Raw genomic sequence first — 25,518 nt, 5'->3', positions numbered from 1 at the left:
TTCCATCCCTCGTGGAAACGTTTGAAGAAAACATCATCTCGCTGGTCGAATATCCTGACTTCGATTCATCCTCACGCCACCCTTCCCAAAACGGCCGCTGGCCATTTCAGTGGTATGTGACGCTCGTCCTCGTTACAGTCGCGGGGCGGTGGGAGACTTGCACTCCACTTCCTCGGGTCCAGAAGACACGAACACGACGATGCTTCGGCTGCTAGCGATTGCCGATTGCATGCGTCGTACTGATTCCATCGACGCTACAGCCGCTCGTCTCTTCAAAAATCCAAATGATCGGCCGGTCTTGCCTGGGCGTTAAACTCGACCAGCCTCGTGTACCCCTTATTACGTTGAAAGTCACTCGCAGGTAGGGATATACTCTGTCTAAATCTCCTTTCTTGACTCCCCTTCTCTCCCTCCTCCTTGAATCATGAATCACAAAACTCTGAACCGCAGCATGGCGTTCACCTGCGCTTGGGTCGTTGTTGGCCTGCAATCGATTGCATTCGCGGCTGACCCGCCAAAGTCTCCTGCCGAACAGCAAGAACTGTTTCATCTTCCGCCGGGGTTTGAAATTCAGTTGGTGGCCAGCGAGCCAGAGATTGGCCAGCCGATGAATTTGAACTTCGATGCCCAGGGACGTCTCTGGATTACCAGCAGCATCGAATACCCTTACCCAGCGGATTCGCCCGGTGTGCAGCCTCGCCCGGATCGCTTTACGGCAGGTGCCGACGAAAAGCATGCCCCGCGGGACTGGGTCGCCGTGGTCGAAGGCTTCGACGACAACGGTCGCGCGACCAAAGTCACGCGGTTCGCCAGCGGATTGAACATTCCGATCGGGCAGATTCCGATTGGCGACGGCAGCGAGGCCATCGTTTACAGCATTCCGAATCTCGACAAATGGACCGACACGGACCGGGATGGCATGGCCGATCAGCGTACCAAACTGTATGGCAGCATCGGCAACGTCGACACGCATGGCATGTCCAACGGTTACACCCCTTGGATCGATGGTTGGATCTACGGTTGCCACGGGTTCACGAACACTTCCGAGATTACCGACGCCCAAGGCAACGTGACCCGGATGCAGTCGGGCAACACCTATCGATTCAAAGCGGATGGAAGCCAGTTCGAGCAATTCACCTACGGTCAGGTCAATCCGTTCGGCATGACGTTCGACCCGCTCGGCAATTTGTATGATGCCGACTGCCATACGATGCCGGTCTACCAACTGATTCGTGGTGCCCTCTATCCTCACTTCGGCGCGAAGCCGGATGCCTTGGGGTTTGGTCCGACGATGATCAATCACAACCATGGGTCGACCGGCATTTGCGGTCCGGCATATTATTCGGACGATCACTTTCCAGCCGAGTTCCGCGACAACATCTTCATCTGCAATCCCGTCTCGCAGGTTATCCATCGCGACAAGCTGAAGCAGTTTGGTTCTACGTATCTGATCGATACGCAGCCTGACATGATCACCTGCGACGATAGCTGGTTTCGACCGGTCGATGTGATGATGGGCCCAGACGGGGCACTTTACATCGCGGACTTCTACAACCCAATCATCGGGCATTACGAAGCGCCGCTGGACCATCCCGACCGCGACCGCACGCATGGCCGGGTCTGGCGAGTGATTTACACCGGCAACGAAGGAGCGACCTACGAAACGCCCTCCAATCTGACCGAGATGAATATCGAGCAATTGTGGGAGCTGCTGAGCGATCCTAACCTGTTCGTGCGAACACAAGCGACCAATCGCCTGGTCGAGAACTATGGTGAAGAAGCGGCTCTGTTCGCCAGAAAGAATCTTCCTGGTTCGAGCGCCGTCGAAAAGGCACACGGACTTTGGGTCATGGAGCGAGCCAAAGGTCTGACCGACTTTGACGCGCGTTCCTTCTCCAACATCGACGATCGCCTGGTCCGGGTTCATCTTGTCAAAGCACTGGCGGAACGGCCGCGATGGAACGACTTCGAGTTTGAAGTGACTCGCCGGGCACTTAACGATCCGGATGCTTTCGTAGTGAGAGCCGCCGTCGACGGACTGGCTAGGCATCCAAACGCGCAGAACTGGCGTCCGTTGCTGGAAACCTGGACGAAGGCGATGCCACAGGACACGCACCTAATTCACGCGATCCGCTTGGCGCTGCGAGAACATTTCCGCACGCCAGACGCGGTGAACGGATTGAATTCAGTCGAGTGGAACCGGGAAGAGATGAAGCAGCTCATTGCGATTGCCAAGGTTTCGGAAACGGCCAATGCGTCGCGTTGGTTGGTTCAGAACTCGAAGGGAGAAGCGATCGACTGGGACGTGATGCAGCAGGTCGCCCGACAGGCAGCCCAGTTGAATGACCAACGCATGTTGGCGTCGATCATAGAACTTACGGCAGACAGTCCTGCGGCTGGCCAGTTGGGCGTGCTTCAGGCCTGGTGCAGCGGGGAACGGGAGCGAGGTCGACGCCCAATCGACAACGCGGTTGCCCTTGCCTGGGCGAAACGCGTGACGGAAACTCTTCTGCCTCAAGCAGTGGAAGCCCGAGACTGGACGGCACTCGATCTTTCCGGAAAGACGCGGCTGGAGCGAAACCCATTCGCACCCCGCCCGCGAGAAACGGAAGATCGTGGCGTGATCGAGTTTCTGGATAGTATCGTGCATGGCGAGAAGCAAACCGGGATCCTGCGGAGCCGCGTGTTGGAACTGCCGGGCGAAGTCCGCTTCTCGATGTGCGGCCAGGATGGACTGCCAGGGCAACCAAGCACCGAAACGAACCTGGTTCGTGTTTGCCTTGAGGATGGCCAGGTGATCGCCCAGCAGTTGGCGCCACGGAACGACCGGGCGCCACGCTACGTTTTGGATACCAGCAATTACCAAGGTCGGCGCGGGTACGTCGAAGTCGTCGATGGCAACGCGAATGATCTCTACGCGTGGATTGCCGTGGCCGATTTTGCGGATCCTTTGCCACCCCTCCCGATGCCAAGTCAGGCTGAAACGAATGATCAGTTATTGAACGTTCTGGTTGAATTTCGGCTCGACGAAAGCACGAAGAGCCTTCTGGCAGGACTTCAGAAGGAAGACGTTGTCTTCGAGGACCGCTTGGACCTCGCGAACACGCTTATTGCTCTGGGCGAAGCTGGCAAGGTGGAGGCGGCACTTACGCAGTGGGTACACGATCCGGCGTTGACCAACGAGCAACAAAGCAAGGCGATTCGAACGTTGGGATCGATGAATTCAGAAAGCAGCCGAACAACACTCGTTGGCCTGCTTCCGATGGCGGCAGCTTCTCAGCAACTCGAAATTGCCTTGGCCCTTTCTCGCAATGAAACAGGCATCCGTTCGCTTGTCGAAACCGTAGCGGCAGGCAAAGCGTCGCCATATCTGTTGCAAGATCCGAAGTGGAAACAGCAGGCCGAAGCGGTTTTGAAATCGGACAATCTTCGCCAACAAATCGCGAAGCTGACGTCCAACTTGCCGCCGCGTGAGGCGCAGGAACAACAGCGTGTCGCAAAGTTTCTGGCTGGCTATCAATCAAGTAACAGCGACTTGAACGCTGGTCGGGCAACGTTCGAGAAACGCTGTGCGACGTGTCATCAGCTGGGTGGTAAGGGAGCTTTGATTGGACCACAGCTCGATGGTGTCGGCAATCGCCCGGTCGAGCGGATTGTCGAGGACGTCCTGATTCCCAATCGCAACGTCGACGCCGCCTTTCGCACGGTCCTGATTCAAACGGTCGATGGCCAGGTCATCTCTGGTTTACCACGACGAGAAGAAGGCGAGATCTTAGTGCTGGCCAACGCCGAGGGAAAAGAAGTGCGAATCGCCAAGGAAGAAATCGACTTGCGGAAAGACTCGCCGCTTTCGTTAATGCCAGGCAACTTCGCCGAACAGATGTCGCCGGACGAAATGAACGGCCTGATTCGTTTTCTGGAACAGCAGAAGAAGTCGAAGACTGAATAGTTTCAATCGGAATCGATGCTCGGATCGCGCCACAGAGCCGTAGGGTGAGGAAAGTACCAATCACCGACGAAGTAATAGCAAAACGGTCGTCCGCAATTTCGATCGATCAAGACGATCGTTTCCCCGCTTTGTGAATCGCTGGCGCCGAAGTCTGATTCATTCGGAAAGGAAAGGATCAAGCATTGCTGCTGGTAAAACGTTGCCTTGATGGGGCGAGGTGCAGGGTCGGGATAATGGTATCGATACTCGAAGAGTTCGGAAACGAGATGACGTCCCACTTCCGTGTCTAATAGAACGTCTTGGCCATCGACAATAAATCGCCCCGTTTTGACATCTTTGTATTTTAGGCCGTCCGCCGCTTCGAGCGCCTGCTGGGCTTCTTCAAGCGTCGGATAAGGACCGCTGTATGCCCCGGCCATCGGTCCTAGAACTGCGGTCAGCACCTTCAACGTTATATTGTTGGTCGGAACGAGGATCCATTCTCTTCCACTGGGTATACATCCCAGCGAAACGTGTTCGCAACGTGTATGACGATCGAGTGTGCCAAATTCCTGGCGTCTTAAACCTAAGTGATGCAGCCGGGCCGTTCCTTCAAAGTACTGGCTTGTCGTCAACATGGCCTGCAACGTTGGCGGAGTGAGGATAAGGATCGCGACGGCGAGGACGACTTTGCGGCGCCGTAAGAGGTAAGTCAATCCGACCAGCGTTATCGGAATCATCAATCCACTGACGATCCCCAGGGCAAATACAGACCAATTGCCGACGATGACCGCCAGGACCTTCGGCCAAACGGGACTCGACTGGCTAAGGTCCTGTGATTGAATGTGTTCGTCTGCAAATGATTCCTCAACAGGCATCTACGATTCTTTGGCAGGTGGAAAGCAGATACCTCGTTCTACTGTTTGTTACCCAATTCGTACAACGTTCTGACACAAAAAAAGCTTCCCAGCCAAATCGACTGGGAAGCTTTTCTGATTTCGAGATCGTGTGCGAGGACTACGAGTATTCGACGTCGCGATTTTGACCTGGTGCTGGAACCGGGTACTTGCCGTCGGCATCCGGCATAACCGGGGCGGGACCATCGACGGTCAGCTTGTCGACGTTCGGTGCGAATTCCTGCTCGCAGTTGAGCATTTGTTCGTAGGTGACTTCCTGACCGGTATGAGCAGCCATACGACCCATGCTGGTCACCAGGCTCGCCTGGACGCCGCGATGGACTTCGTTGTAAGGCTGATCGTTGCGGATCGCGTCGATGAAGTCGTTCCATTCCAACTGGTATGGGTTCTGTTCTGGCTGTGGGTAAGCCCAAGCCACTTCACGTCGGCTCTGGTTCTGACCCTTGAAGGTTCGAACCTTACCTGGGGTGTGCCCCGAGGTGCTGACGATGGCGGAACCCTTGCTGCCGTGAACAACACTCGACATGTCGTTGCGGCAGTTCAGCATGGTACGACCGTCGAAGAACAGCTTCGAACCGTCGTCGTAGGTGTACTCGACGGCATAGGTGTCGAAGTTCTGATCGACGAAGTCACCACGATAGTGACGACCACCCAGGGCCTGGGCTTTGACAGGCCACGAATTCTTCATCCACGAGGTTTCGTCGATCTGGTGAATATAGAAGTCACTGAAGCAACCACCGCTGGCCCACAGGAAGCTATGGAAGCGTTCGATCTGCCACATGACTTCTGGCTTGTCTTCAGGCTTCTTGGTGCTGAAGGCCGAAGCGACTGGGCCGTGCATACGATAGGCACGCATGCAGATGATGTCGCCGATTTCGCCGTTCTGGATACGATCGAACAGTTCCTGACGGCCACGGCAGTGGCGAACCATCAGACCGACAGCCGACTTGATGTTCTTCTGATCGGCCAGTTCGGCCAGAGCGATCATCTTCTTGGCGCTTGGACCATCAGCGATGACCGGCTTTTCCATAAAGACGTTCAAGCCCTTGTCGATGGCGTACTGGTAATGAACCCAGCGGAATGCCAGTGGCGTGGCCAGAATGACGACGTCGCCCGGCTTCAGGCAATCCATGGCCTTCTGATAGCCATCGAAACCAACGAACTGACGTTCCTTAGGAACATCGACCTTTTCCTTGTTTTCCTGGAAGGTGCGTTCCAGCGCCTTGTGGCTGCCTTCGAGGCGATGATCGAAAACATCGGCCATGGCGACCAGCTTGGTTCGACCGTTCGGGACGTTCAGGCTGTCAGCGGCAGCACCGGTACCACGACCACCGCAGCCCACGAGGGCGACTTGGATCGTGTCGATTTCTTTTTCTTCGGCATGCACGTGAGGCACTGCGAAAGCGGTCAGAGCCGAGGCCGCACCAGCGATCTTCATGAACTCGCGGCGATTGTTCGTCGATTGGAATCGTTCGCTCATAATCAGTCCTGTGACGAAAGGAAAAGTTGAGGGGATGAATGGGGAGTTGGGGGTTAGTAAACGTCTTTCGCGCTGTTCCAGTAGAAGTACATCTCTTCCGGCGTCGGAATCTCGACCGGACGAACAATGCGGAAGCCGAGCTGTTGAGCGTTGGTGTGATACCAGACGCTCTTGGGGAGCTGAGGATCCTGCTGCTTCCAGCTCGCATCGCTACCACGCCGCGCCGCGCTGCGAAGACGATCTGGATCGTCATCCCAGCCACCACCACGAACGGATCGTGGATACAAGGTGGTTGGTTTGATGAATGGGTTCTTCGTCGAATCTTTGATCTTCGCGAAGTAATCAGGCACATATTGATCGGCACACCATTCCATCACGTTGCCATGCATGTCGTGCAGGCCCCATGGGTTGGGCTTCTTCAGACCGACCTTCTGGTATTTCTCGTTCGCGTTGTCGTAGAACCAACCGAACTCTTTCAACTTGTCAGGATCGTCGCCGAACGAATAGGCCGTTTCGGTACCGGCGCGGCAGGCATATTCCCATTCCGCTTCAGTCGGCAAGCGATAGAAATGACCGGTCTGAGCGCTCAACCACTGGCAATACTTGTTGGCCGCATGCTGAGTCATGCTGATGGCAGGGTAGCCATGCTGACCCATGCCGAAGCTCATTTCGGTGTAAGGCGGAGTTGGCTGGCTGACGGCATCGACGATGGTGTGTTTAGTGGTGTCGTAATCGATTCGCGAACCATCTTTACGACGATCGACCTGGGTGATCATGAATGGTTCGTACTCGTCCCACGTCACTTCGCACTTGCCCATCCAGAATGGGCTGACTTCGACACTGGTCTGCGGGCCTTCTTCAGGGCGACGCAGTTCTTCCCCTTCGGGGCTTCCCATGACGAACTTGCCGCCAGGAATGGCGATCATCTCGTAGTCGACTTCGGTGATCGGAATCGTGTTCTTGTAGCTATCAGTCGCCTTCTTTTCTTTTTCGGACTGCGCGACGATCTTGGCATGGATCTTCTTGACCAGTTCCATGTCATCGGCCGTGGCAACTTTGGGCATCACCTTCTCGCGTGCCTTCAGTTCCATACCTTCTGGCCACTTGGCACCTTCTTCGATCCACTTCTTGATCAGGTCAGTGCTTTCCTTCGGCAGCGGGCCGCCCGAACGCTTTGGTGGCATCAGCATGTCGTCATCCTTTTCCAGAATGGTCAGGCTGTACAACATGCTGTCCTCAGGCGAGCCAGGAATGACTGCTTCACCACTGCCCGACTCGAAGGTGAGTTCCTTGGTGGTTAGCGTGAAGTCGCCATCGGGTTCGTCGCCAGAGTGGCACGAAACGCAATTGGTCTCGAGGATCGGTGCAATATCTTTGGCAAAGTCCACTTCCGCAGCGGAGATCGCGCAGGCCGATAAAGACAGAAACGTTAGCGAAAGGCAGAGAGTCAGCTTCATACGGTTTGTTTTCGAGAGCCTTGAGACACCTTACGCGGAAGGCGTCGGAGAGGTGAATACGGAAAGGGAGGTGGGCAGATTGGGGCAAATCTCGCCGGATTTGCGATCATTGCTAGATTCTAGGCAAAGGATTTCAATGTGCAATACAACTCGCGATTGAGAAAGATTTCAGACGATTTGCGCAACTCTCGTAGATGTCGCGGGAAATCGTCCTGCTGTTGATAATCAACGACCCAAAATAGAAAGCGGTCGATGACAAAATATGAATTGAAAGGCTTACGTTTTAGGGCCTTTTCTCGCGCTATTGCGAGCCGTTCCGATACGCTTTCAGCAAGATTTCGGCGGGATGATACGCCTTGCGCGATGTCCCGTCGTGGATCTGATGTCGGCACGATGTTCCCGGCGCGGCAATCAGCGTTTCGGACGTCAAATTTCGTACCCGGGGGAACAAGACCAACTCGCCGATACGCATAGACACTTGGTAGTGCTCTGCTTCATATCCGAAGGAGCCTGCCATACCACAGCAACCACTCGGGATTGTCTTCACCTGATAGTTGCGTGGCAAGCCTAACGCCGCAATCGATGCCGATTGCCCCGCCAGCGCTTTCTGAAAACAGTGACCATGCAAATAGACTGTCGCAGGTTCGTCGGTGAACGACTCCGCCTTGATCCGGCCCGCTTGAACTTCCTGCTGAATGAACTCCTCAAACATTAAACAGCGTGGCGCGATCTCTTGAGCGAACGGACGCAAGGCAGGCTCGGATAGGTCCAGTGTCTCGTCACGGAAGGTCAGGATTGTCGACGGCTCGACGCCGATCATCCGGATGTCTTCGGTCATCGATTTCTGCAGGACCGTCAGGTTGTGATCGATCCGTTTCTTCGCTTCGCGGAGAAGTCCCTTCGACAGCCACGTTCGACCACTCTCGCCATGCTCGGGAATGGTGACCTCGTAGCCAAGCTTCTCAAGCAACTCGATCGCCGCGATGCCGATGTGCGGATCGTGATAGTTGGTGAATTCGTCATTGAAGAAGAGCACCTTGCCGACCTTGCCAGCATTCGCTTGAGGCTTATGCCCCACATACCAGGCTGCCAGCGTTTGCTTGGGAAGCAGTGGGATCGTGCGATCGGGATGAAACCCTGTGAAACGATTTAACAGCTTCCGCAAGAACGGCGTCCCGAACAGAAAGTTCCAAAGCCAAGGCACTTTCGCCGCAAGCTTCTGTTTGCTGGTGAAGTCGGCGATCAACTTAGACCGGCCAGGCACCCCGTGCTTATCGTAATAGTGCTGCTGCGTTTCCGCCTTCAACTTTGCCATGTCAACCGACGAAGGGCACTCCTTCTTACACCCTTTGCACGATAGGCATAAATCGAGAACCTCCTTCAAGCCCTCATGATCGAACGGATTGGCCTGATCCGATTCCGAGATTACTTGCCGCAGCATGTTGGCTCGGGCCCGCGTCGTGTGCATCTCGTCACGTGTTGCCATAAAGCTGGGGCACATCGTGCCGCCCGTGATCTCGGTCTTCCGACAGTCACCACTGCCATTGCACATTTCAGCGGCGCCAAGCATGCCGGAGTTCTCGCTGAAGTCGAACAGCGTTTTCACTTCGCGTGGCTTCTGCCCCGGCGTATAGCGGAGCGACGAGTTCATCGGTGGCGTATCGACGATCTTATTGGGATTGAAGATTCGCTTCGGGTCCCAAGCCTTCTTGATTTGGCAGACCAGCCCGTAATTATGTTCCCCGATCATTTGCTTGAGGAACTCACCACGGAGACGGCCGTCGCCATGTTCGCCGCTGAGGGAACCCCGATATTGCTTGACCAGTTCGGCGATGGTCTGGGCGACTTCGCGAAACTGCTGGTTGCCTTCGGGGGTCTTCAAATTGATCACCGGACGCAAGTGAATTTCGCCGCTGCCTGCGTGGGCATAGTGCACACACTGCAGGCCAAATCGTTCGCTTAGTCGTCGATTGAACTCGGCGATGTATTCCGGCAGGTCATCGACATCGACGCAGGTATCTTCCACAACCGGTGCAGGCTTCGCGTCTCCAGGAATATTGCCGAGTAGGCCGAGTCCTGCTTTTCGCAGATCCCAAATTCGCTCGGTGTCTTCGCCAAACAAAACCGGGTAGGCATATCCTAGGCCAGCGGCTTGCATTTCGGCGATAATCTGATCGCAGACTGCTTGAACTTCGGCCTCGGTATTCCCCCGGATATCGACGACGATGATCGCTCCAGGCTTGCCTTGTACAAAGAAGCGGTTCGCACGATGCTCGCGACTTCGTTCGGTGCATTCCAGGATGAAGTGGTCGATCAACTCACAGGCATAGCAATCGTGCTGCACAGCAATCTGCGTCGCACGGAGCGATTGATCGACGGTTTCAAAGTGGGCACACAGCAGGCCACTCACCGGCGGCGGTAAGGGCAGGCAGTTCAACTTGATACGCGTGGCAAAGAACAAAGTTCCTTCGCTGCCTGCGATAAGTTTGCAGAAGTTAAACGGTTTGTCGCTGCTCGGATCGAGCACGTCGGCATCCATCAACAAGTCGATGGCATAACCGGTATTGCGGCGCGGAATGGAAGGCTTCGGGAACTCCTTGGTGATCTCGGCCCGGTTCGCTTGATCGGAAAGAAGTTCTTTTGCTTGCCGATAGATTCGCGTTTCCAGTGTCTCAGGGCCGTTGCACTTCGCCTCGAACTCCTCGGCCGTCAGCTTGCCGAATGTCACCGGCGAGCCATCTGCCAGAAAGCCTTCAATTTCCAACAAGTGATCGCGGGTGCTGCCGTACTTGATTGAGTTCGAGCCGCACGAGTTGTTGCCAACCATGCCGCCGATCATCGCTCGAGTTTGGGTCGAAGTCTCGGGTCCGAACAACAGGCCATGCGGTTTCAGCGCGTGGTTCAGTTCGTTGCGGATAACGCCAGGTTCAACCCAGACGGTTCGCTCCTCCGCGTCGATTTCGAGAATGCGGGTGAAGTGCCGCGAAACATCGACCACGATGCCACCACCAACAACCTGACCGGCGAGGGAAGTACCGGCAGTTCGCGGAATCAGCCCGACTTCGTGCTCGCCTGCGAATTCAATCAGCAGGCGAATGTCTTCTTTTGTTTCCGGAATCGCAACCGCCAGCGGCATTTGCTGGTACGCGGAGGCATCGGTCGAGTAAAGTCGCCGCCAAGTATCGTCGACGTGCAGCGTTCCTTGCAGCTTGGTCGCCAACTGTTGAAAGGGAGCCGCAAGTTGTTGGTCGGTATTGCCTGCCGGAGAGGAGGTCGCGGAAGCCATGGGGTGTCAGCTCGGGGATGGTGGGTATACGACAACCAGTGGGAGTCGTTTCATCATAACGAATTCCTACCGGCATCTGCATTGCCCCCATCAGTCGGTCCCATCGAGCCCGCACGAGCCAAACAACTGCACCGATTAGGCAGACCAATGCGGCCCCCAGGCGTGTTTTTAGAAGTTTTCGATTCACGCTTGATCGCTCTCGGTTCGATAGTGTAATATAAACACTAAGAAAGAGAGGAAACGATGTTAACCCAACTTTATCGGCCTCCGTTGGCCTTGCTGACCGACCTTTATCAACTAACCATGGCCTATGGCTACTGGAAGTTGGGGCGTGCCGAACAGCAGGCCGTGTTTCATCTGTTCTTTCGCAAGGCACCGTTTCAGGGTGGCTATGCAATCGCTGCTGGCCTAGAGCAAGCAGTCGATTACATGAATGGCTATCGATTCGAACCGTCCGACCTGGAATACCTCGCCCTGCTGACCGGCAACGATGGCGAGCGTCTTTTCGAGGACGCCTTTCTCGAATACCTCGGCAATTTGAAATTGTCAGTGGAAGTTGATGCGATGCCGGAAGGTACCGCAGTGTTCGGTCAGGAACCGATCTTGCGAGTTCGTGGACCGATCTTGCAGTGTCAACTGTTAGAAACGCCACTGCTGAATATCGTCAATTTCCAAACACTGATCGCTACCAAAGCAGCTCGAATCAGTGCCGCCGCTGGGAACGATCCGGTGTTGGAATTCGGCCTGCGAAGAGCCCAAGGGATCGATGGCGGGCTGTCGGCAAGCCGGGCCGCTTACATCGGCGGCTGTGCGGCCACCTCGAACGTGCTGGCAGGCAAACTGTTTGGTATTCCGGTCAAGGGAACGCATGCCCATAGCTGGGTGATGTCGTTCGATACGGAACAAGAAGCGTTCGAGCAGTATGCGGCTGTGCTGCCCAACAACTGTGTTTTTCTGGTTGACACTTACGACACGCTCGATGGTGTTCGGCTGGCGGCGGAAGTTGGCAAGAAGCTTCGCCAACAAGGCCACGAGATGGTTGGCATTCGCCTCGACTCAGGGGACCTGGCTTATTTGAGCATCGAGGCCCGCAAGATCCTCGACGAGGCAGGCTTCCCGAATGCGGCGATCGTCGCTTCAAACGACCTCGACGAACGGATCATCGAGAACCTTAAGATCCAGGGAGCCAAGATCGCCGTGTGGGGCGTCGGCACCAAGCTGGCTACCTCGCACGATCAACCGGCACTGGGAGGTGTCTACAAACTGGCGGCAATTCAAGATGAAGCAGGAAACTGGCAACCGAAGGTGAAATTGTCGGAACAAGCGATCAAAACGTCGATCCCTGGCACGCTCCAGGTGCGGCGGTTTGAAGGTCCGGATGGTTTCATCGGCGACATGATCTACGATGAAACCAATGGGATCGATGTCCGCGAGATCATCGTCGACGCCAAAGATCCGACCCGTCGCAAGCGGCTCTCCAGCAAAGCCCAAGCGGTTGATTTACTGCAAACGGTGATGCAGGAGGGGAAGCGTCTGGCGGATGCAGAACCGCTCGACAAGATTCGTGAGCGAGCGCTGCAACAACTTAGCCGTATCCACCCCACGATCCGGCGATTCATGAACCCGCACGAATATCCGGTCGGGCTCGATATTGGATTGCATGAACTCCGAGATCAGATGATTCACGATATTCGTGACAAGCGACTGGTCGATAGCGTGGGGGATGCCTGATGCGAAGTAAGCCAGCGGCCAAGTTTCAGTACGAATATGCCCGCCCTGCCCTGACGGTCGACATTGTCGTGTTCGCGCTCGATGCCGATGACCTGATGGTAATGCTCATCCAACGTGATCTCGAACCGTTCGAGGGACAGTGGGCACTACCAGGCGGTTTTGTGCATATCGATGAAACGCTCGACGATGCCGCGCGGCGCGAACTTCAGGAAGAAACCGGTTTGCAGGGAATCTTTCTCGAACAGCTTTATACCTATGGCGACTTGAATCGCGATCCGCGCGAACGTGTCGTCACGGTGGCCTACTATGCCCTGGTCAATCTTGAGGGGCACAATGTTCAGGCAAGTACTGATGCCCGGAACGCGGCGTGGTTCTCCGTGAATGAACTGCCGGATCTGGCGTTCGATCACGCGAAAATCCTGGCTGCAGCTCATGAACGCCTACGCGGAAAGGTTCGTTATCAACCGATCGGTTTTGAACTTCTGCCGGAAAAGTTCACCCTTCGACAGCTCCAGCACTTGTACGAAGTGATTCTCGATCGAGAACTCGACAAGCGGAACTTCCGTAAGAAGGTCCTTAGCATGGAGATCGTGCAAGAGACCGACGAGATTGAAAAGGATGTCGCCCACCGAGCGGCGCGCCTCTATCGCTTCGATCAGGAAGCCTACGAACGGCTGACCGAGCAAGGCTTCCACTTCGAAATCTAACACCTCACTGAAGGAACCCAGGCAATGAAAGCCCTGATACTGGTCGATATTCAAAACGACTTTTTGCCCGGCGGAGCATTAGCGGTCAAACATGGCGATCGCGTGGTTCCGGTTGCCAACGAATGGATGGAGAAATACCGACTGGTGATCGCGACGCAAGACTGGCATCCTGCCAATCACCAGTCGTTCGCCAGTCAGCACCCTGGCAAGAAACCAGGACAAAGGATCATGCTGGACGAAGTCGAGCAGGTACTCTGGCCCGATCACTGCGTTCAAGGAACGAAAGGCGCCCAATTCGCACCGGGCCTGAACTTGGATGGCATTCAGCATGTTATTCAAAAGGGAACCGATCCGCGATTCGATAGCTACAGCGGATTCTTAGACAACGATCGCCAGCATGCCACCGGTCTCGAAGCTTTACTGCGAGAGCACAATGTCACCGTAGTTCACATTATGGGGCTGGCCACCGACTATTGCGTCAAGGCAACAGCGATCGATTCCGCTCAGCTAGGGTTTGAAACGGCCGTCATCCTGGAAGGGATTCGCGGCGTGGAGTTAGGACTGGGTGACTGTGCGATGGCGATGGAACAGATGATGGCGGCCGGGGTCGAAATGATTAGCTAAAGGAGCCGAAGAATGCCCATTGAATTTTACTCAACGAAATCAGCGTACGGAGAGTTCTCGAACTTTGCGGCGTTTGGGTTTCACGTCGATGGTGTGTGGTACCCAACCAGCGAGCATTACTTCCAGGCGATGAAGTTCGAGGATGAAGAGTACTGCGAAAAGATCCGCACCACAAAGAGCCCGATGATTGCGGCCCGGCTTGGCAGAAGCCGGAAGGTCAAAATTCGCGATGACTGGGAAAGCGTGAAGATCGATGTCATGCGGAAAGCGGTTCAGGCTAAGTTTGCCGAACATGCCAAGCTGCGTGATCTTCTGCTGGAAACAGGCGACGAACCAATCATCGAAGCCGCTGGACGTGACTATTTCTGGGGTGCCGGAAAAGATGGCAGCGGCCAGAACTGGCTCGGTAAGATCCTGATGGAGATCCGAGCCGAACTACAACAATCCAAAGTACGAATACAATGACAAGCAAAGAGAAACTAAAAAAGATCAGCAAGACGATGAGCTACGTCTTGCGGCATCGGCCTGACATGGCTGGGCTCACGTTAGCTCCTGGCGGATGGGTCGCGATTGCCGATCTGTTGGAGGCATTCCAGCGAGAGGGAAAGTCCGTATCGGAATCGCTGCTATTGGAGGTCGTGCAAGACAACGACAAGCAGCGGTTTGAGATCTCAGACGACGGTCTGCTCATCCGCGCGAGGCAAGGCCATTCGGCCGAAGTTGATTTGCAATACGAAGCGGCCGAACCGCCGTCGATCCTTTACCACGGGACCGCAACACGCTTTCTCGATTCGATCCGACAACAAGGATTGATCAAAGGAAAACGACATCATGTCCACATGTCGGTAAACCAGCAAACGATGTTGGAAGTTGCTCAGCGTCACGGAAAACCTGTGTTGCTGGCGATCGCTTCCGGCGAGATGCATGCCGCCGGGCATCAGTTCTTTGTAACCGGGAACGACGTCTGGTTGACCGATCACGTTCCGCCTGGCTTCTTGAAGGTGTTGGAAACAACTTCCTAAAAGCCGAGCAGTCCGGTTAACTCTTCCATTGCGGCATCGACTTCTTCGGCCAACTTGGAATCGGCCAGATCATCGACATGCAGTCGATCGCGATAATGTCGCTGAATCCATTCTTTCAACTGGCGATATCGAGCGTCCGTCAGCCACACCGTTTTCGGGATCGCGGCGCGTTCCTCTTCCGTGAGGACGACCCGCAATCGTAGGCAGGCAGGACCTCCGCCATTTTGCATACTCTCGCGAAGGTCGACGAATTGGCAGTCGACAATCGGGTTCTCTCCCTTCATGAGAACAGACAAAAGCCGATTCGATGCCTGCACCTCGCCACACTCGACTGGGGCAAAGACCGTCATCGTTCCAGTCAGTGACGTGAGCAGTTGGCTGTTAAAGAAATAGGTGCTCACCGCCTCTTTCAGTTTCAATTCGTAGTCGCTGATCACTATCGTTTGCAGGCCGGGGCCGAACTTGTCGGCGAGTTCCGCAAGGACCCGTTCCTGATCGACGTATGCTTTTTCGTGAACGAGGTGTAAGGCCATGTTGCCGACCGCGATCACGTCGTTATGGAAGACGCCTGAATCGATCGCCTCGGGAGACTGCTGGGCAAAGACGACGCGGGCAGGATCCAGTCCATGCTGTCTGGCGATTGCCTCGCACGCTTCTTTTGTCTGGCGGGCGACGAACTTCTCTGTCGGCGCGGACTGATCTGCTTCGCGGCCGTAAACAAACAGCTCGACGCCCGGTTCGCCATAGCGGCGACAAAGCCGCGTGTGATTGGCTGCTCCTTCGTCGCTCCAATCCGCATCCACAGGATCGTGAACGACGAAGTAGCGAGCATCATGAAAGATGGTTCGCAAAATGTGACTGGTCTGATTCGCTTCAATCCGGCGATGAGGCATCGACTGCAAATTGGCTGGCGTGAAATGAACGCGACCGTCGCTCGTATCGGCGCTCGGTGAAACGGTCGCCGCGTTGGCAGTCCACATCGAGGAGGCGCTGAACGCAACGCTGAGGAGCTCTGGCCTCTTGGCTTTCACATCAGCCAGTACCTGGGCGTGGTCCCCTTCAAAGCCTTGCTCGGCCAAAAACCGCCAGTCAGGCCGAGGCTGCGGAGGCAGAAACGCTTGCGGCGTTCCCATGTCGGCTGCTCGTTTCATTTTTGCCAGGCCTTGCAGCGCTGCCCTTCGGGGTGAACTGACCTGATGGCGATGCTGCTGCGAGGCAACATTACCGGGTGAGAGCCCGCCGTAGTGATGCGTAGGGCCGATCAATCCGTCGAAGTTGGCTTCCTGCGCGGTCATTGTGCGTTCCTCTTTCACGAGATGGATTCCGTTTCCGCGATGGCAACCTGGCAGAAATCAATGGCATGAAATCCGGCAGGCCGATAATTGCCACTTTGACCGATCCCACCAAATGGCATTCGGCCGCTGGCGCCGGTGGTTGGCAGGTTCCAGTTGATGAGTCCCGCTTGAACCTGCTGTCGAAACTGATCGAAGTCGGCCCGATCGTCGCACAAGATCCCAGCCGCCAGGCCAAACCGCGTATCGTTCGCTTCGGCGATTGCCTCTTCCAGATCAGCCACGCGAATGACCTGCAAGAGCGGACCGAAGATCTCGTCGTCGGTTCGTTGCGAGCAGTTTGTCACGTCGATGATTCCAGGACTGACATAAGCACGTCCCAAGGAGAGCTGTTCGGCGGAGAGCAGCGATATTGCTCCGGCCGCAACCAATCGCGATTGTTCTTCCAGAAGATGATCGACCGCTTCGGCATGAATCAGCGGCCCCATGAACGGCTCGGGATCGTCGGACGGTCGACCGACGACGACCTTGCGTGTTTCCTGAACAAGCCGTTCCAAAAACGTATTGCTCGCGCCGGTTACGATGAGTCGCCGCACACAGGTACAGCGTTGGCCCGAAGTAAGATACGCCGACTTGATTACCTGTTCAATTGCCAGATCGACGTTGCTTGGTTGATGAACGACCAACGGATTATTGCCGCCGAGTTCCAAGGCGAGCAGGACTTCCAACCGTTGGGCCAAGGCCTCGCGCAGCTTGCCGCCGGTCGGGCGACTTCCCGTGAAGAACAATCCGCGAAGCTCTGGCCGTCGCAAGATCGCTTGACCGGTCGAGACGCCTCCTTGGACAAGATTCAGCACGCCTGGCGGCAGCCCGGCAGACTCCCACAGCTTAACGGTTTCCTCAGCAACCAGCGGTGTCAATTCGCTCGGTTTGAAGACAACGGTGTTGCCTGCGAGTAGTGCAGGCATGATCTGTCCGTTTGCGATATGAGCGGGGAAGTTGAAAGGGCCGAAGACCGAAACGACTCCCAATGGTCGATAGGCGACTTTGCCACGGAGCGCAGCCGTGGAAACATCGGACTGGTCGCGGCGGTGGGCTAAGGCGTCGATCGTCAGTTCGCACTTCGCAGCAACCGCTTTGGCTTCGGTCAATGCATCCCAGCGAGGTTTACCGACTTCGTCCGAGATGACTCTGGCTAACGTTTCGCTTTGTTCGGTCACCAGCTTGGCGAATCGACGGAGATATTCTGCGCGCTGTTCGACAGCAAGTGCGGCCCATGCTTGGGAAGCGTTGGTTGCCGATTCAAAAGCGGCCCTAACATCTTCTTCGCTTGCCGTTGCCGCTTCCCACAGGTTGGCGCCGGTTGCTGGATTGAAGCTTTTGAGCTTAGGGCCGGTGCCGTCGATCCACTGTCCGTTGATGTACAACATGGAACCGTTCCTCCTACGTTGGTGCCGTCGATGCAGACTTCAAAGGTGCAAACCGAACTTGGGCACCAACTTCGATGTTCAAGTCTTTGGCGATCGATTTGACAATGCAAATTCCTTCGTCCAGTTCGGCAACCAGTCCGCCACTGACCTGAAACGGTACAGTCGTCGTTGCCACCAGCATCGGGATACCACTGGGTGGTGAATTCTCGATGGCGGTCACCGGCAACACTTTGCTTTCCCGCACGATGCGGATTTGATCGCGGACGCAGTGCAGTACCGGCCCTGCCTCGAAGATGTCGACCTGATCTTCGTAATGAAACCCTTCGCTTTCCAGCAGACGCCGTGCAGGCACTGTGTTGGTATGCACTTCGGCAACGGCGGCCTGGGCTTCCGGGGACAACAAGTCGAGATAGACCGGATGGCGTGGAATCAGTTCCTCGATGAAATCTTTGTTGATCAAGCTGAGCATGTCGGCATTCGGAAAATCGATACCAAAGAAATGGGCGCCAAGAGCTTCCCAGAAGGGACTGTTCCCCTCTTGATCAACGACGCCACGCATCTCGGCGATGACTTCATGCTCGAACAATTTCGGATACTGGGCCAGAAAGAGGAATCGCGACAATGATAAGACTCGTCCATTACCACCACCCCGAAACTCAGGATGCAGAAACAAGCTGCCAATTTCCGTTGGACCGTCGTGATTCTTGAGCAGATGCAGCACGCGATGTTCATGACGGCTGCCAAGTGTTTTTGACTCTTGAATCTCGGTCGCCAGACGAAACGCGTAGAACGGTTTGAATCCGCCCACCTTCGAGACGATACCACAGGTCCCAACTACTTTCGCCAGCGAGACATCTTCCATGACGAACAGATAGAGCTGTCCTTGCGGGTCGGCGTCATTTAAGTCGGCGAAGGCTTTGCTGCTTTGGCGGACCCGTTTGGCGAGCAACGCACGATCCTTCGGCAGGGTCGTCAGGCCATACAACGTATGCTGTGCCAGCTCGTATAGCTGGTCGACATCGCGTTCTTCAACCGGTCGAATGAGCATGGTTCCTCCATCACAAACGCAGGCCGTTAGCTTGTTTCGCTTTCCAAAGGTAGCGAAACCATCACTTCTTCCACAATGTCACAAACCGCATCGATCTCTGCGTTGGTTAACGACAGAAACGGTGGCAGGAATCGGATGCGCGACGGGCCCGCCCCCGCAACGAAGGCGATCACGCCAGCCTCATACAGTGCGTGCAAGACACGCTTGGCAGCTTCGGCGGATCCGTCCATCGGCGTGAACGCGATCATCCCCCCGATCCCGAAGGGGCCGGACAGTTTGCCGGGAGCCTTCTGTTCGATCCCTTCGAAGCGAGCAACGAATCGGCCATGAATCTCCGCGATTCGTCCTTCGTCGCCATAGAAGTTTCCGTTGGCCAGTTGCTGAACCACCCAGCGGCCAGCCGCGATTGCCGTTGTTGACGATGTGAATGTCTGGCTTAACAAACCGGGTTTCGGGTTCAGCTCCGCGCGAAACAGCGTCGCGCAGATCTGCGACATTTTGCCAATGGTCACCACGTCGGCATAGGCATCGAGCTGTAGCATCTGGAAAGCAAACGGAGCGTAAGTTCGCCCAAACGTTTGAATCTCGTCAAAGAAGATCGGCACGCCGTGAGCCTTCAGCAGATCGCACAGTGCGACAAAGTATTCACGCGGCGCGCTGTAGTATCCCCCTTCTCCCTGCACGAGTTCCATAATGAAACCACAGTGAGCATCCGGATAGCGCTGCAGATAAGTCTCGACCCGCTTCAGCGTTGCCTTGGTGCTATGTTCCGGATGGGCTGCGTCGAAGAACGGCACATAGTCAACGGACACCGTGTCAGGCTGTCCGACGCGGTTTTTCGGTCGGTCGGTGACCTGACCGAGAAGATGAGAACGTCCGGCGAACGCGTTATCAAACGCCAAGATTCGTGTCGAACCCGTTCGGTGCTGAAATAACACCTTGAACGCATTCTCGTTCGCCATGGCACCGCTGCTCGATAAGAAGCAGTGATCGAGGGACGCACCCTGACGATTGGCAAGCGTGACCAGGTCGCGTGTCAACTGCAGCGACTCTTCATTCTGCTGCAAGTTGCCCTGCATCACGGTATCGGCGAGCATCGCCGGGACGAGCTGCGCCATCAATTGGGGATGGGCATGCCCCATCGCATGCACACCGATCCCGGTAATCATGTCGTACTTCACGCTCCCATCGGTCAGCTCAACTAAGGCACCCCGCCCTGCTCCCGTTGCGAGATAGGGAAAGAATAGCCCATTGCCGCGGAGCGCTGCGAATTCATCCAGCGACTTTTGAAACGAGTCGGCGAGTTCCGGCAGCGGCCCGCGCGGAGCGAGTTCCGCCGAATGCTCTTCGAGCGCGGCTTGCAGCAATCGGGTTGCTTCCGCGACACGGGGATCCGAGAGAAGCCTTTGCGCTATCAACGGTTGAGAATCCATCGGGGCCTCCTTCGTGCATGATGAGGGTCTACTTCTATTCTACGCCGCCTACTGCAGATCGGCTTGTCGAAACCTTTCAGCCATGGTGACCAGCGTCAAAAACGTAAGCTGCGAACGCTCGACCAGACTGTCTCGCAGCATGTACTCTTGGGGTGAATGAATGTTGCCACCCCGAACCCCCATCGTATCGACATTGGGCACACCCAGGGCCGCCAGACGGTTGCCATCGCAGACCCCTCCGGTCGACTCCCAGGCCAAGTTCAAGCCAAGTGTCTTGCCACAAGCTTGAACAGTCCGCAAGAATTCTTCCTGCTCCGTTGTCATTGGTTTGGGTGGGGCGAAGAACCCGCCATGCAATGCCAGCGTGATTCCCTCGTCTGGGGAGCGGATCAGCCGGTCGAGCTCCTCGGCAAATTGCCGTTCCACTTCCACCGTCGGGTAACGAATGTTGAAGCGAACAACCGCCGTGTCTGGGACGACGTTGCTGGGGCCACCTCCGTCGATCTTCGCCACATTGATCGTCGTTTCAGGCCAATGTCCGTTAAGGTCGTGCAGCGTTTGTGCCAGCCTGGCTGCGGCAATAATCGCGTTGCGGCCTTTCGAGAACTCGCGGCCTGCGTGGGCAGACTGACCACGCACGACGATCTCGAAATTGCCGGAACCTTTACGTACTCCAACCAGATGTCCATTGGGCAGCGAAGGTTCGAACAACAATCCAAAATCAGCGCCGACTGCATACTGCCGGAACAGCTCCGCCGATCCTGGCGAGCCGATTTCCTCGTCACAGTTCAGCACCACGCGCCAGCCCAAATGGTTGTTGCCGCTGGTAGCCACATACCGCTCGAACGCTCTCAACGCGGTTAGCAAAACGATGACACCTCCCTTGGCGTCGGCAACGCCTGGGCCGTGTATCTGGTCAGCTTCCACAGTGACCCTTTGAAAAAACGAATCGGCCGGATAGACGGTATCCAGATGAATCGCAAGGATCGCCTGGTGTGGCGAAGTTGCGCGGCAGATGCCGATCAACCCTGGCGCAAGAAGCTGTTCTTGCAGGTCGCCATGGGCATCGACCATGGTCCGGGGCGAAACGTTCTGGGTATGAACCTCTTCACAAATTTCGGCTAATTCTTCAAGAACGACTTCGATTATCTGAGATAGCCCGTTCAGGTTATGGGTGCCAGAATTGATAGCAGCCCATGTGACCAGTTTCGACTCCATGGCTGGCTGCTGATTTTGCAGCCAGGACAAAATGGGTTGAACTTCCGATTCCAGTGCCATGGCGATCCTGCCGAAAAGACTTTGATAGAGATTAGTCGCGCCGCAAGACATTGTATGCCATAGAATGCTTTCGGACGTATTTCGATTTCAACCTGTCGCCCGACACCTCATCCATTCGGACCGGAGCCAGCAATGTCGGAAATTCGCGTTCTCGTTGTCGAAGACAATCCGATGCAGGCCAAGCTTATTGAAGAGCTTTTGGCCAGCGCCGGCGAGACCAAATTCCATACCCATACCGTTGATCGGCTCGAGACCGGTCTGAACTTTCTCGATGCCAATAAGGTCGAAGTCGTTCTGCTCGACCTCACGCTGCCTGACAGTGAAGGTTTAGCAACCTTTCTGCGGATGAATCACGCCGCCAATGGTATTCCTGTCGTCGTTCTGACTGGAAACGACGACGTTTCTATGGCCGCAAAAGCCGTGGAAGCAGGAGCCCAGGACTACCTGATCAAAGGCAAGATCGACGGCAATCGGCTGGCCCGTTCCCTCCGTCTGGCAGTGAAACGAACCCATGCCGAGCAGCAAGAGTGGAACTCGCCGATGCTGCATCTGGCCCAGCAGCAGTTTTTGAAGGCGGCTCAGATCATGAGCCTCGACGAAAACCTACGCGAACGGTTGCTCTTCCCGCAACGAACTCTGGTGGTCACGCTTCCTTTTCGGAAAGACAACTACACCCATGTCGAAACCGTTTTCGGCTATCGGGTGCAGCACCTGTTGACCATGGGGCCGACTAAGGGTGGTATTCGGTATCACGAAGATGTCGGACTCGGCGAAGTGTCCGCGCTTGCGATGTGGATGAGCTGGAAATGTGCCTTGATGCGTCTTCCTTTTGGCGGCGCGAAAGGGGGCGTGCGAATCGACCCGACCGATTTGACCGGGCACGAACTGCAACGACTGACACGCCGATATACGATGGAAATCATCGAAATGATCGGCCCGGAAAAGGACATTCCGGCTCCCGATATGGGAACCAACGAACAGGTCATGGCCTGGTTGATGGACACTTACAGCCAGCAGATGGGTTATTCCGTTCCAACGATTGTGACCGGCAAGCCGGTGGCGCTGGGGGGATCGCTCGGTCGTCGTGAAGCGACTGGCCGTGGGCTCGTCTACGTCGTCGAAGAAGCCGCCAAGGTCATGGGCTTATCGATGCAAGGGGCGACTGCGGTCGTCCAAGGGTTTGGTAACGTCGGTAGTAACACGGCTCGGCTGCTAGAAGAGCTGGGAGTGAAGGTGGTCGGCGTCAGTGATGTCTCGACCGGGCTTTACAACCCGAAGGGACTTTCGGTCACGGATCTTCTGAAATACGCGGAAGAGAACCGCGTGCTGAAAGGCTACCCACACGCCGATGAAGTCACCAACCACGAGCTGTTAGAGCTGAAGTGCGATATCCTCGCGCCATGTGCTCTGCAGAATCAGATCACCGAGCATAATGCCGAGCGGCTGCAGTGCAAGATGGTGGCGGAAGGTGCGAACGGGCCTACGACGCTCGAAGCGGACGAAATCCTGAAAGAACGTGGCATCTTCGTGGTGCCGGACGTTCTGGGGAACGCCGGTGGTGTGACCGTTTCGTACTTCGAATGGGTCCAAGGAACCCAAAACTACATGTGGACCTTGGACGAGATTAACTCGCGGCTGAAGAAGATTCTGGTCGATGCCTTCCAGCGGACACTTTCCCGCAGCGAAGGCCAGAACGTCGACTTCCGTACCGCGGCGTTGATCGAAGGGATCGAACGAGTCGCCGAAGCGAAGCTCAAGCGTGGTCTGTTCCCATAAACGGAACAGGCCTATTGCTGAAGCTTCTTGTCGGTGCTCTCGAAGATCTTGTCAGCACTCTTGGTGACGAAGCCTTCAAATAATTCTCCGCTCGGCATGGGATAACGCCGGGCGAACTCGTAATAGCAGCCAGGCACCTGGTGCGTGCCATCTTGGAACGGTACGTCCACTTTGGACGCCACCGTCGATGACTGCTCGAGGTAAACCTCTGGCGAACCTTTGATCGCCCCACCTGCTGTGTTCAATGCGAAGCCTTCGGCGACAAGCAGGTCGTTAAGCTGTTCTAGCGAGTCAATCGTCTTCAGTTTGTTCACAAAGATCGTGAAGTGATTCGCACAGAAACCGTGCGCGGCCATCCACGACGCGTACTCGCTCTTATCACTGAGGGCCTGGTAGTCAGCGTAGCTAACTTCCCACAGTCGACCTGCGGTGCACAGCGGACTGGGAAGATTAGCAGGGATCTGATCGAGCAGCTTGTCAATCGTCTCGCGAACGTCGGTCGGAAACTCGTCCAGCAGCAATTCACTGATAAAGATCTTCGGCAGGCCGGGGTCGGCGTGCTGATAGTGCTTGGCGAAGAGCTTCTTTTCCTCGAAGTGATACTCGCCACCTTCCTGGTAGCCCGCTTCCAGAAAAGGAACAGCTAGTTGGTCGACGCCAATTCGTGGGTCCTGGAACGTACGGAAGGCGACGTGATCGTTCTCGATCGACTCGCCACGGGCCGTCAGAAGCTGATGAATTCGATCGGCCTGGGGATTGATTTCGCGATACTGATCCCAAAGCTGACCGAGGAGCGATTCAATTTGCATGAACATGGGGAATCTCGACTTACGGTGCCAATAATCTGAATTCTACGGCGAGCCCTACGACAAGCCAACGCACGTCAGGCCAAATCAGATTTCATCATCCTTGTTGGCGGTGTGTTCAAGATACCACTTCCCGTAGGATCCGTTCGAGCAATTTCCTAAACAGGCCAATCGGTGTCTCTGGCAGTCAAAACTGGGAGAAGCAACAATCGCGTGACGTAATCCTCCCAAAAAACAGCGGGGAAAAATCCTAGCGCATAAAAACAGGCACCACCCTAGAAGGGAGGCACCTGCATGCAAGGTGATTTGAACACCAGCGTATCAAAAACGGCCTTCTTACTTTTCGGCGGCTTCGTTCTTTGCTTTGATCGCCTTCGGAATCAGACGCTGGGCGATCGCATCGGTCGCCGCCTGCAGGGCCGCTTTGCCTGCGATTTGTTCGTTTAAGTCGATGGCAACCGTCGTCTGGCGATCGATGGCCAATACCTTACCGGTTTTGGCATCCAAGGCCTTGATCTCAACACGGGCCTTCACTGGTGCCAGATTGCCCACGCGGGAGGTGAATTCGCTGAAGCCTTCTCCCACGAACACGATTTCGGCCGTCTTCGCCTCGGACGATTTGGCCTCGACCACTTCGCAGCCAATACCCTTCAGCAGGAACGAAAGCTCCGTTTCACAGGCGGGATCGACCGAAGGACGACCGACGTGATGTTCGGTGATGGTCACCTTGGCAATGGGCAGCGTGGCTTCGCCCAGTTCCTTCTTGATCGAAGCGATACGATCGGTAGGTTCGACCGGGGGTGGAACCAGGTCTGCGGCGTTCTTTTCGATTTCCTTCACGATACTCGCGGCGAGTTCCTCTGCGATTGCATCAATTTCGCCATCGACGTCACCTTTGGCACTGCAACCAGCAACACGACTCGTTTCACTGCTGATGATCTTCGCCACCAGCACCAGCTTGTTGCCAGCCTGAATGACACTGCCACTAATAATCAGCTTGGCACCAGTCAGCTGACCGACCTGAACAGCTTCCGCTGGATTGACCACTCCGGAAACGGTTAGCTCTTGTTCCTGCAAAAGCTTATGCATGTCTTCGCGATCGACCAGGTACATGGTTGGGTCGGTCACCAGCGAGGCGAAGACCAGATCTGAGACCTGAGTCCCAAGCCCTTCGACATCCGCGCCTCGTTCATGAAACGGGAAGATGGCTGCCGGGTAAACGGCGTCTTCGGCCTGGATGGTGGTCGCCGAAATTGAAAGTCCGAGGACCAACGTGAGGCCCAATACTAAATTGCGGATCATC

At 55.7% G+C, this 25,518-nt stretch carries 18 protein-coding genes and 1 riboswitch; of the genes, 7 read left to right on the top strand and 11 right to left on the bottom strand.

Annotated elements, in window-relative coordinates:
* Window positions 1-25 precede the first annotated feature (25 nt).
* Window positions 26-208: riboswitch (cobalamin riboswitch) on the bottom strand.
* Between the two features lie 216 nt (window positions 209-424).
* Window positions 425-3,949: a c-type cytochrome gene (locus AB1L30_RS12685; protein ID WP_367013792.1), complete on the top strand. Its 3,525-nt coding sequence runs from the start codon at window positions 425-427 to the stop codon at window positions 3,947-3,949.
* Between the two features lie 2 nt (window positions 3,950-3,951).
* On the opposite strand, the gene AB1L30_RS12680 is transcribed toward AB1L30_RS12685, so the two are convergent.
* The 4 genes from AB1L30_RS12680 to AB1L30_RS12665 all read right to left on the bottom strand — a co-directional run bounded on the left by AB1L30_RS12680 (window position 3,952) and on the right by AB1L30_RS12665 (window position 11,068).
* On the bottom strand, window positions 3,952-4,806 hold the full coding sequence (locus AB1L30_RS12680) for a hypothetical protein (protein WP_367013791.1): 855 nt from the start codon (window positions 4,804-4,806) through the stop codon (window positions 3,952-3,954).
* Between the two features lie 139 nt (window positions 4,807-4,945).
* Complete coding sequence (locus AB1L30_RS12675; RefSeq protein ID WP_367013790.1) at window positions 4,946-6,325, bottom strand: Gfo/Idh/MocA family oxidoreductase; 1,380 nt, start codon at window positions 6,323-6,325, stop codon at window positions 4,946-4,948.
* A gap of 53 nt (window positions 6,326-6,378) precedes the next feature.
* Window positions 6,379-7,782 (bottom strand): SUMF1/EgtB/PvdO family nonheme iron enzyme, encoded by a 1,404-nt coding sequence (locus AB1L30_RS12670; protein ID WP_367013789.1) that lies wholly within the window; start codon window positions 7,780-7,782, stop codon window positions 6,379-6,381.
* 301 nt (window positions 7,783-8,083) lie between these two features.
* Complete coding sequence (locus tag AB1L30_RS12665) at window positions 8,084-11,068, bottom strand: FAD-linked oxidase C-terminal domain-containing protein (protein ID WP_367013788.1); 2,985 nt, start codon at window positions 11,066-11,068, stop codon at window positions 8,084-8,086.
* Window positions 11,069-11,311: 243 nt separating this feature from the next.
* On the opposite strand from AB1L30_RS12665, the gene AB1L30_RS12660 reads away from it, so the two are divergent.
* Genes AB1L30_RS12660 through AB1L30_RS12640 form a run of 5 tightly spaced genes read left to right on the top strand, consistent with a single transcriptional unit; the run spans window position 11,312 to window position 15,152 of the window.
* On the top strand, window positions 11,312-12,799 hold the full coding sequence (locus AB1L30_RS12660) for a nicotinate phosphoribosyltransferase (RefSeq protein ID WP_367013787.1): 1,488 nt from the start codon (window positions 11,312-11,314) through the stop codon (window positions 12,797-12,799).
* A complete protein-coding gene (locus AB1L30_RS12655; RefSeq protein WP_367013786.1) occupies window positions 12,799-13,506 on the top strand; it encodes an NUDIX domain-containing protein in 708 nt (235 codons plus the stop codon). The genes AB1L30_RS12660 and AB1L30_RS12655 overlap by 1 nt, the downstream gene beginning before the upstream one ends.
* 24 nt (window positions 13,507-13,530) lie before the next feature.
* Window positions 13,531-14,130 (top strand): bifunctional nicotinamidase/pyrazinamidase, encoded by a 600-nt coding sequence (gene pncA / locus AB1L30_RS12650; protein WP_367013785.1) that lies wholly within the window; start codon window positions 13,531-13,533, stop codon window positions 14,128-14,130.
* Window positions 14,131-14,142: 12 nt separating this feature from the next.
* Entirely contained in the window at window positions 14,143-14,595 is a 453-nt protein-coding gene (locus AB1L30_RS12645; protein ID WP_367013784.1) for an NADAR family protein, read from the top strand.
* Window positions 14,592-15,152: an RNA 2'-phosphotransferase gene (locus AB1L30_RS12640; RefSeq protein ID WP_367013783.1), complete on the top strand. Its 561-nt coding sequence runs from the start codon at window positions 14,592-14,594 to the stop codon at window positions 15,150-15,152. Before AB1L30_RS12645 ends, AB1L30_RS12640 begins: the two co-directional genes overlap by 4 nt.
* Here AB1L30_RS12640 and astB read toward each other — a convergent pair.
* The 5 genes from astB to AB1L30_RS12615 are packed head-to-tail and all read right to left on the bottom strand — an operon-like array spanning window position 15,149 to window position 21,633.
* On the bottom strand, window positions 15,149-16,465 hold the full coding sequence (astB, locus tag AB1L30_RS12635) for an N-succinylarginine dihydrolase (protein ID WP_367013782.1): 1,317 nt from the start codon (window positions 16,463-16,465) through the stop codon (window positions 15,149-15,151). The genes AB1L30_RS12640 and astB overlap by 4 nt on opposite strands.
* Entirely contained in the window at window positions 16,462-17,874 is a 1,413-nt protein-coding gene (gene astD, locus AB1L30_RS12630) for a succinylglutamate-semialdehyde dehydrogenase (protein ID WP_367013781.1), read from the bottom strand. The genes astB and astD overlap by 4 nt, the downstream gene beginning before the upstream one ends.
* Before the next feature lie 13 nt (window positions 17,875-17,887).
* Window positions 17,888-18,922, bottom strand: a complete 1,035-nt coding sequence (locus AB1L30_RS12625; protein WP_367013780.1) for an arginine N-succinyltransferase — start codon at window positions 18,920-18,922, stop codon at window positions 17,888-17,890.
* Between the two features lie 26 nt (window positions 18,923-18,948).
* Window positions 18,949-20,355: an aminotransferase class III-fold pyridoxal phosphate-dependent enzyme gene (locus tag AB1L30_RS12620; RefSeq protein WP_367013779.1), complete on the bottom strand. Its 1,407-nt coding sequence runs from the start codon at window positions 20,353-20,355 to the stop codon at window positions 18,949-18,951.
* Window positions 20,356-20,403: 48 nt separating this feature from the next.
* Window positions 20,404-21,633, bottom strand: a complete 1,230-nt coding sequence (locus AB1L30_RS12615) for a hydrolase (protein ID WP_367013778.1) — start codon at window positions 21,631-21,633, stop codon at window positions 20,404-20,406.
* Window positions 21,634-21,765: 132 nt separating this feature from the next.
* Between AB1L30_RS12615 and AB1L30_RS12610 the strand changes: the two genes are divergently transcribed.
* Window positions 21,766-23,409, top strand: coding sequence for a Glu/Leu/Phe/Val dehydrogenase dimerization domain-containing protein (locus AB1L30_RS12610; protein ID WP_367013777.1), 1,644 nt, complete (start codon window positions 21,766-21,768; stop codon window positions 23,407-23,409).
* A gap of 11 nt (window positions 23,410-23,420) precedes the next feature.
* Here AB1L30_RS12610 and AB1L30_RS12605 read toward each other — a convergent pair whose 3' ends face one another.
* Both AB1L30_RS12605 and AB1L30_RS12600 read right to left on the bottom strand, forming a co-directional pair.
* Complete coding sequence (locus AB1L30_RS12605; RefSeq protein WP_367013775.1) at window positions 23,421-24,224, bottom strand: DUF1338 domain-containing protein; 804 nt, start codon at window positions 24,222-24,224, stop codon at window positions 23,421-23,423.
* A gap of 327 nt (window positions 24,225-24,551) precedes the next feature.
* A complete protein-coding gene (locus tag AB1L30_RS12600; protein ID WP_367013774.1) occupies window positions 24,552-25,517 on the bottom strand; it encodes a CsgG/HfaB family protein in 966 nt (321 codons plus the stop codon).
* Between the last annotated feature and the right edge of the window lies 1 nt (window position 25,518).

Source organism: Bremerella sp. JC817 (genome assembly GCF_040718835.1).
Lineage (GTDB): Bacteria > Planctomycetota > Planctomycetia > Pirellulales > Pirellulaceae > Bremerella.
This window is presented reverse-complemented; position numbering and strand designations above follow the sequence as displayed.

What these genes read in the sequence shown, in the direction of transcription:
- AB1L30_RS12675 (WP_367013790.1), bottom strand. Translation starts at nt 6,325, where the DNA reads ATGAGCGAACGATTCCAATCGACGAACAATCGCCGCGAGTTCATGAAG.
- AB1L30_RS12685 (WP_367013792.1), top strand. Translation starts at nt 425, where the DNA reads ATGAATCACAAAACTCTGAACCGCAGCATGGCGTTCACCTGCGCTTGG.
- AB1L30_RS12600 (WP_367013774.1), bottom strand. Translation starts at nt 25,517, where the DNA reads ATGATCCGCAATTTAGTATTGGGCCTCACGTTGGTCCTCGGACTTTCA.
- AB1L30_RS12680 (WP_367013791.1), bottom strand. Translation starts at nt 4,806, where the DNA reads ATGCCTGTTGAGGAATCATTTGCAGACGAACACATTCAATCACAGGAC.
- AB1L30_RS12660 (WP_367013787.1), top strand. Translation starts at nt 11,312, where the DNA reads ATGTTAACCCAACTTTATCGGCCTCCGTTGGCCTTGCTGACCGACCTT.
- AB1L30_RS12665 (WP_367013788.1), bottom strand. Translation starts at nt 11,068, where the DNA reads ATGGCTTCCGCGACCTCCTCTCCGGCAGGCAATACCGACCAACAACTT.
- AB1L30_RS12640 (WP_367013783.1), top strand. Translation starts at nt 14,592, where the DNA reads ATGACAAGCAAAGAGAAACTAAAAAAGATCAGCAAGACGATGAGCTAC.
- AB1L30_RS12625 (WP_367013780.1), bottom strand. Translation starts at nt 18,922, where the DNA reads ATGCTCATTCGACCGGTTGAAGAACGCGATGTCGACCAGCTATACGAG.
- astD (WP_367013781.1), bottom strand. Translation starts at nt 17,874, where the DNA reads ATGTTGTACATCAACGGACAGTGGATCGACGGCACCGGCCCTAAGCTC.
- AB1L30_RS12655 (WP_367013786.1), top strand. Translation starts at nt 12,799, where the DNA reads ATGCGAAGTAAGCCAGCGGCCAAGTTTCAGTACGAATATGCCCGCCCT.
- AB1L30_RS12645 (WP_367013784.1), top strand. Translation starts at nt 14,143, where the DNA reads ATGCCCATTGAATTTTACTCAACGAAATCAGCGTACGGAGAGTTCTCG.
- AB1L30_RS12610 (WP_367013777.1), top strand. Translation starts at nt 21,766, where the DNA reads ATGTCGGAAATTCGCGTTCTCGTTGTCGAAGACAATCCGATGCAGGCC.
- AB1L30_RS12615 (WP_367013778.1), bottom strand. Translation starts at nt 21,633, where the DNA reads ATGGCACTGGAATCGGAAGTTCAACCCATTTTGTCCTGGCTGCAAAAT.
- AB1L30_RS12605 (WP_367013775.1), bottom strand. Translation starts at nt 24,224, where the DNA reads ATGTTCATGCAAATTGAATCGCTCCTCGGTCAGCTTTGGGATCAGTAT.
- AB1L30_RS12620 (WP_367013779.1), bottom strand. Translation starts at nt 20,355, where the DNA reads ATGGATTCTCAACCGTTGATAGCGCAAAGGCTTCTCTCGGATCCCCGT.
- AB1L30_RS12670 (WP_367013789.1), bottom strand. Translation starts at nt 7,782, where the DNA reads ATGAAGCTGACTCTCTGCCTTTCGCTAACGTTTCTGTCTTTATCGGCC.
- pncA (WP_367013785.1), top strand. Translation starts at nt 13,531, where the DNA reads ATGAAAGCCCTGATACTGGTCGATATTCAAAACGACTTTTTGCCCGGC.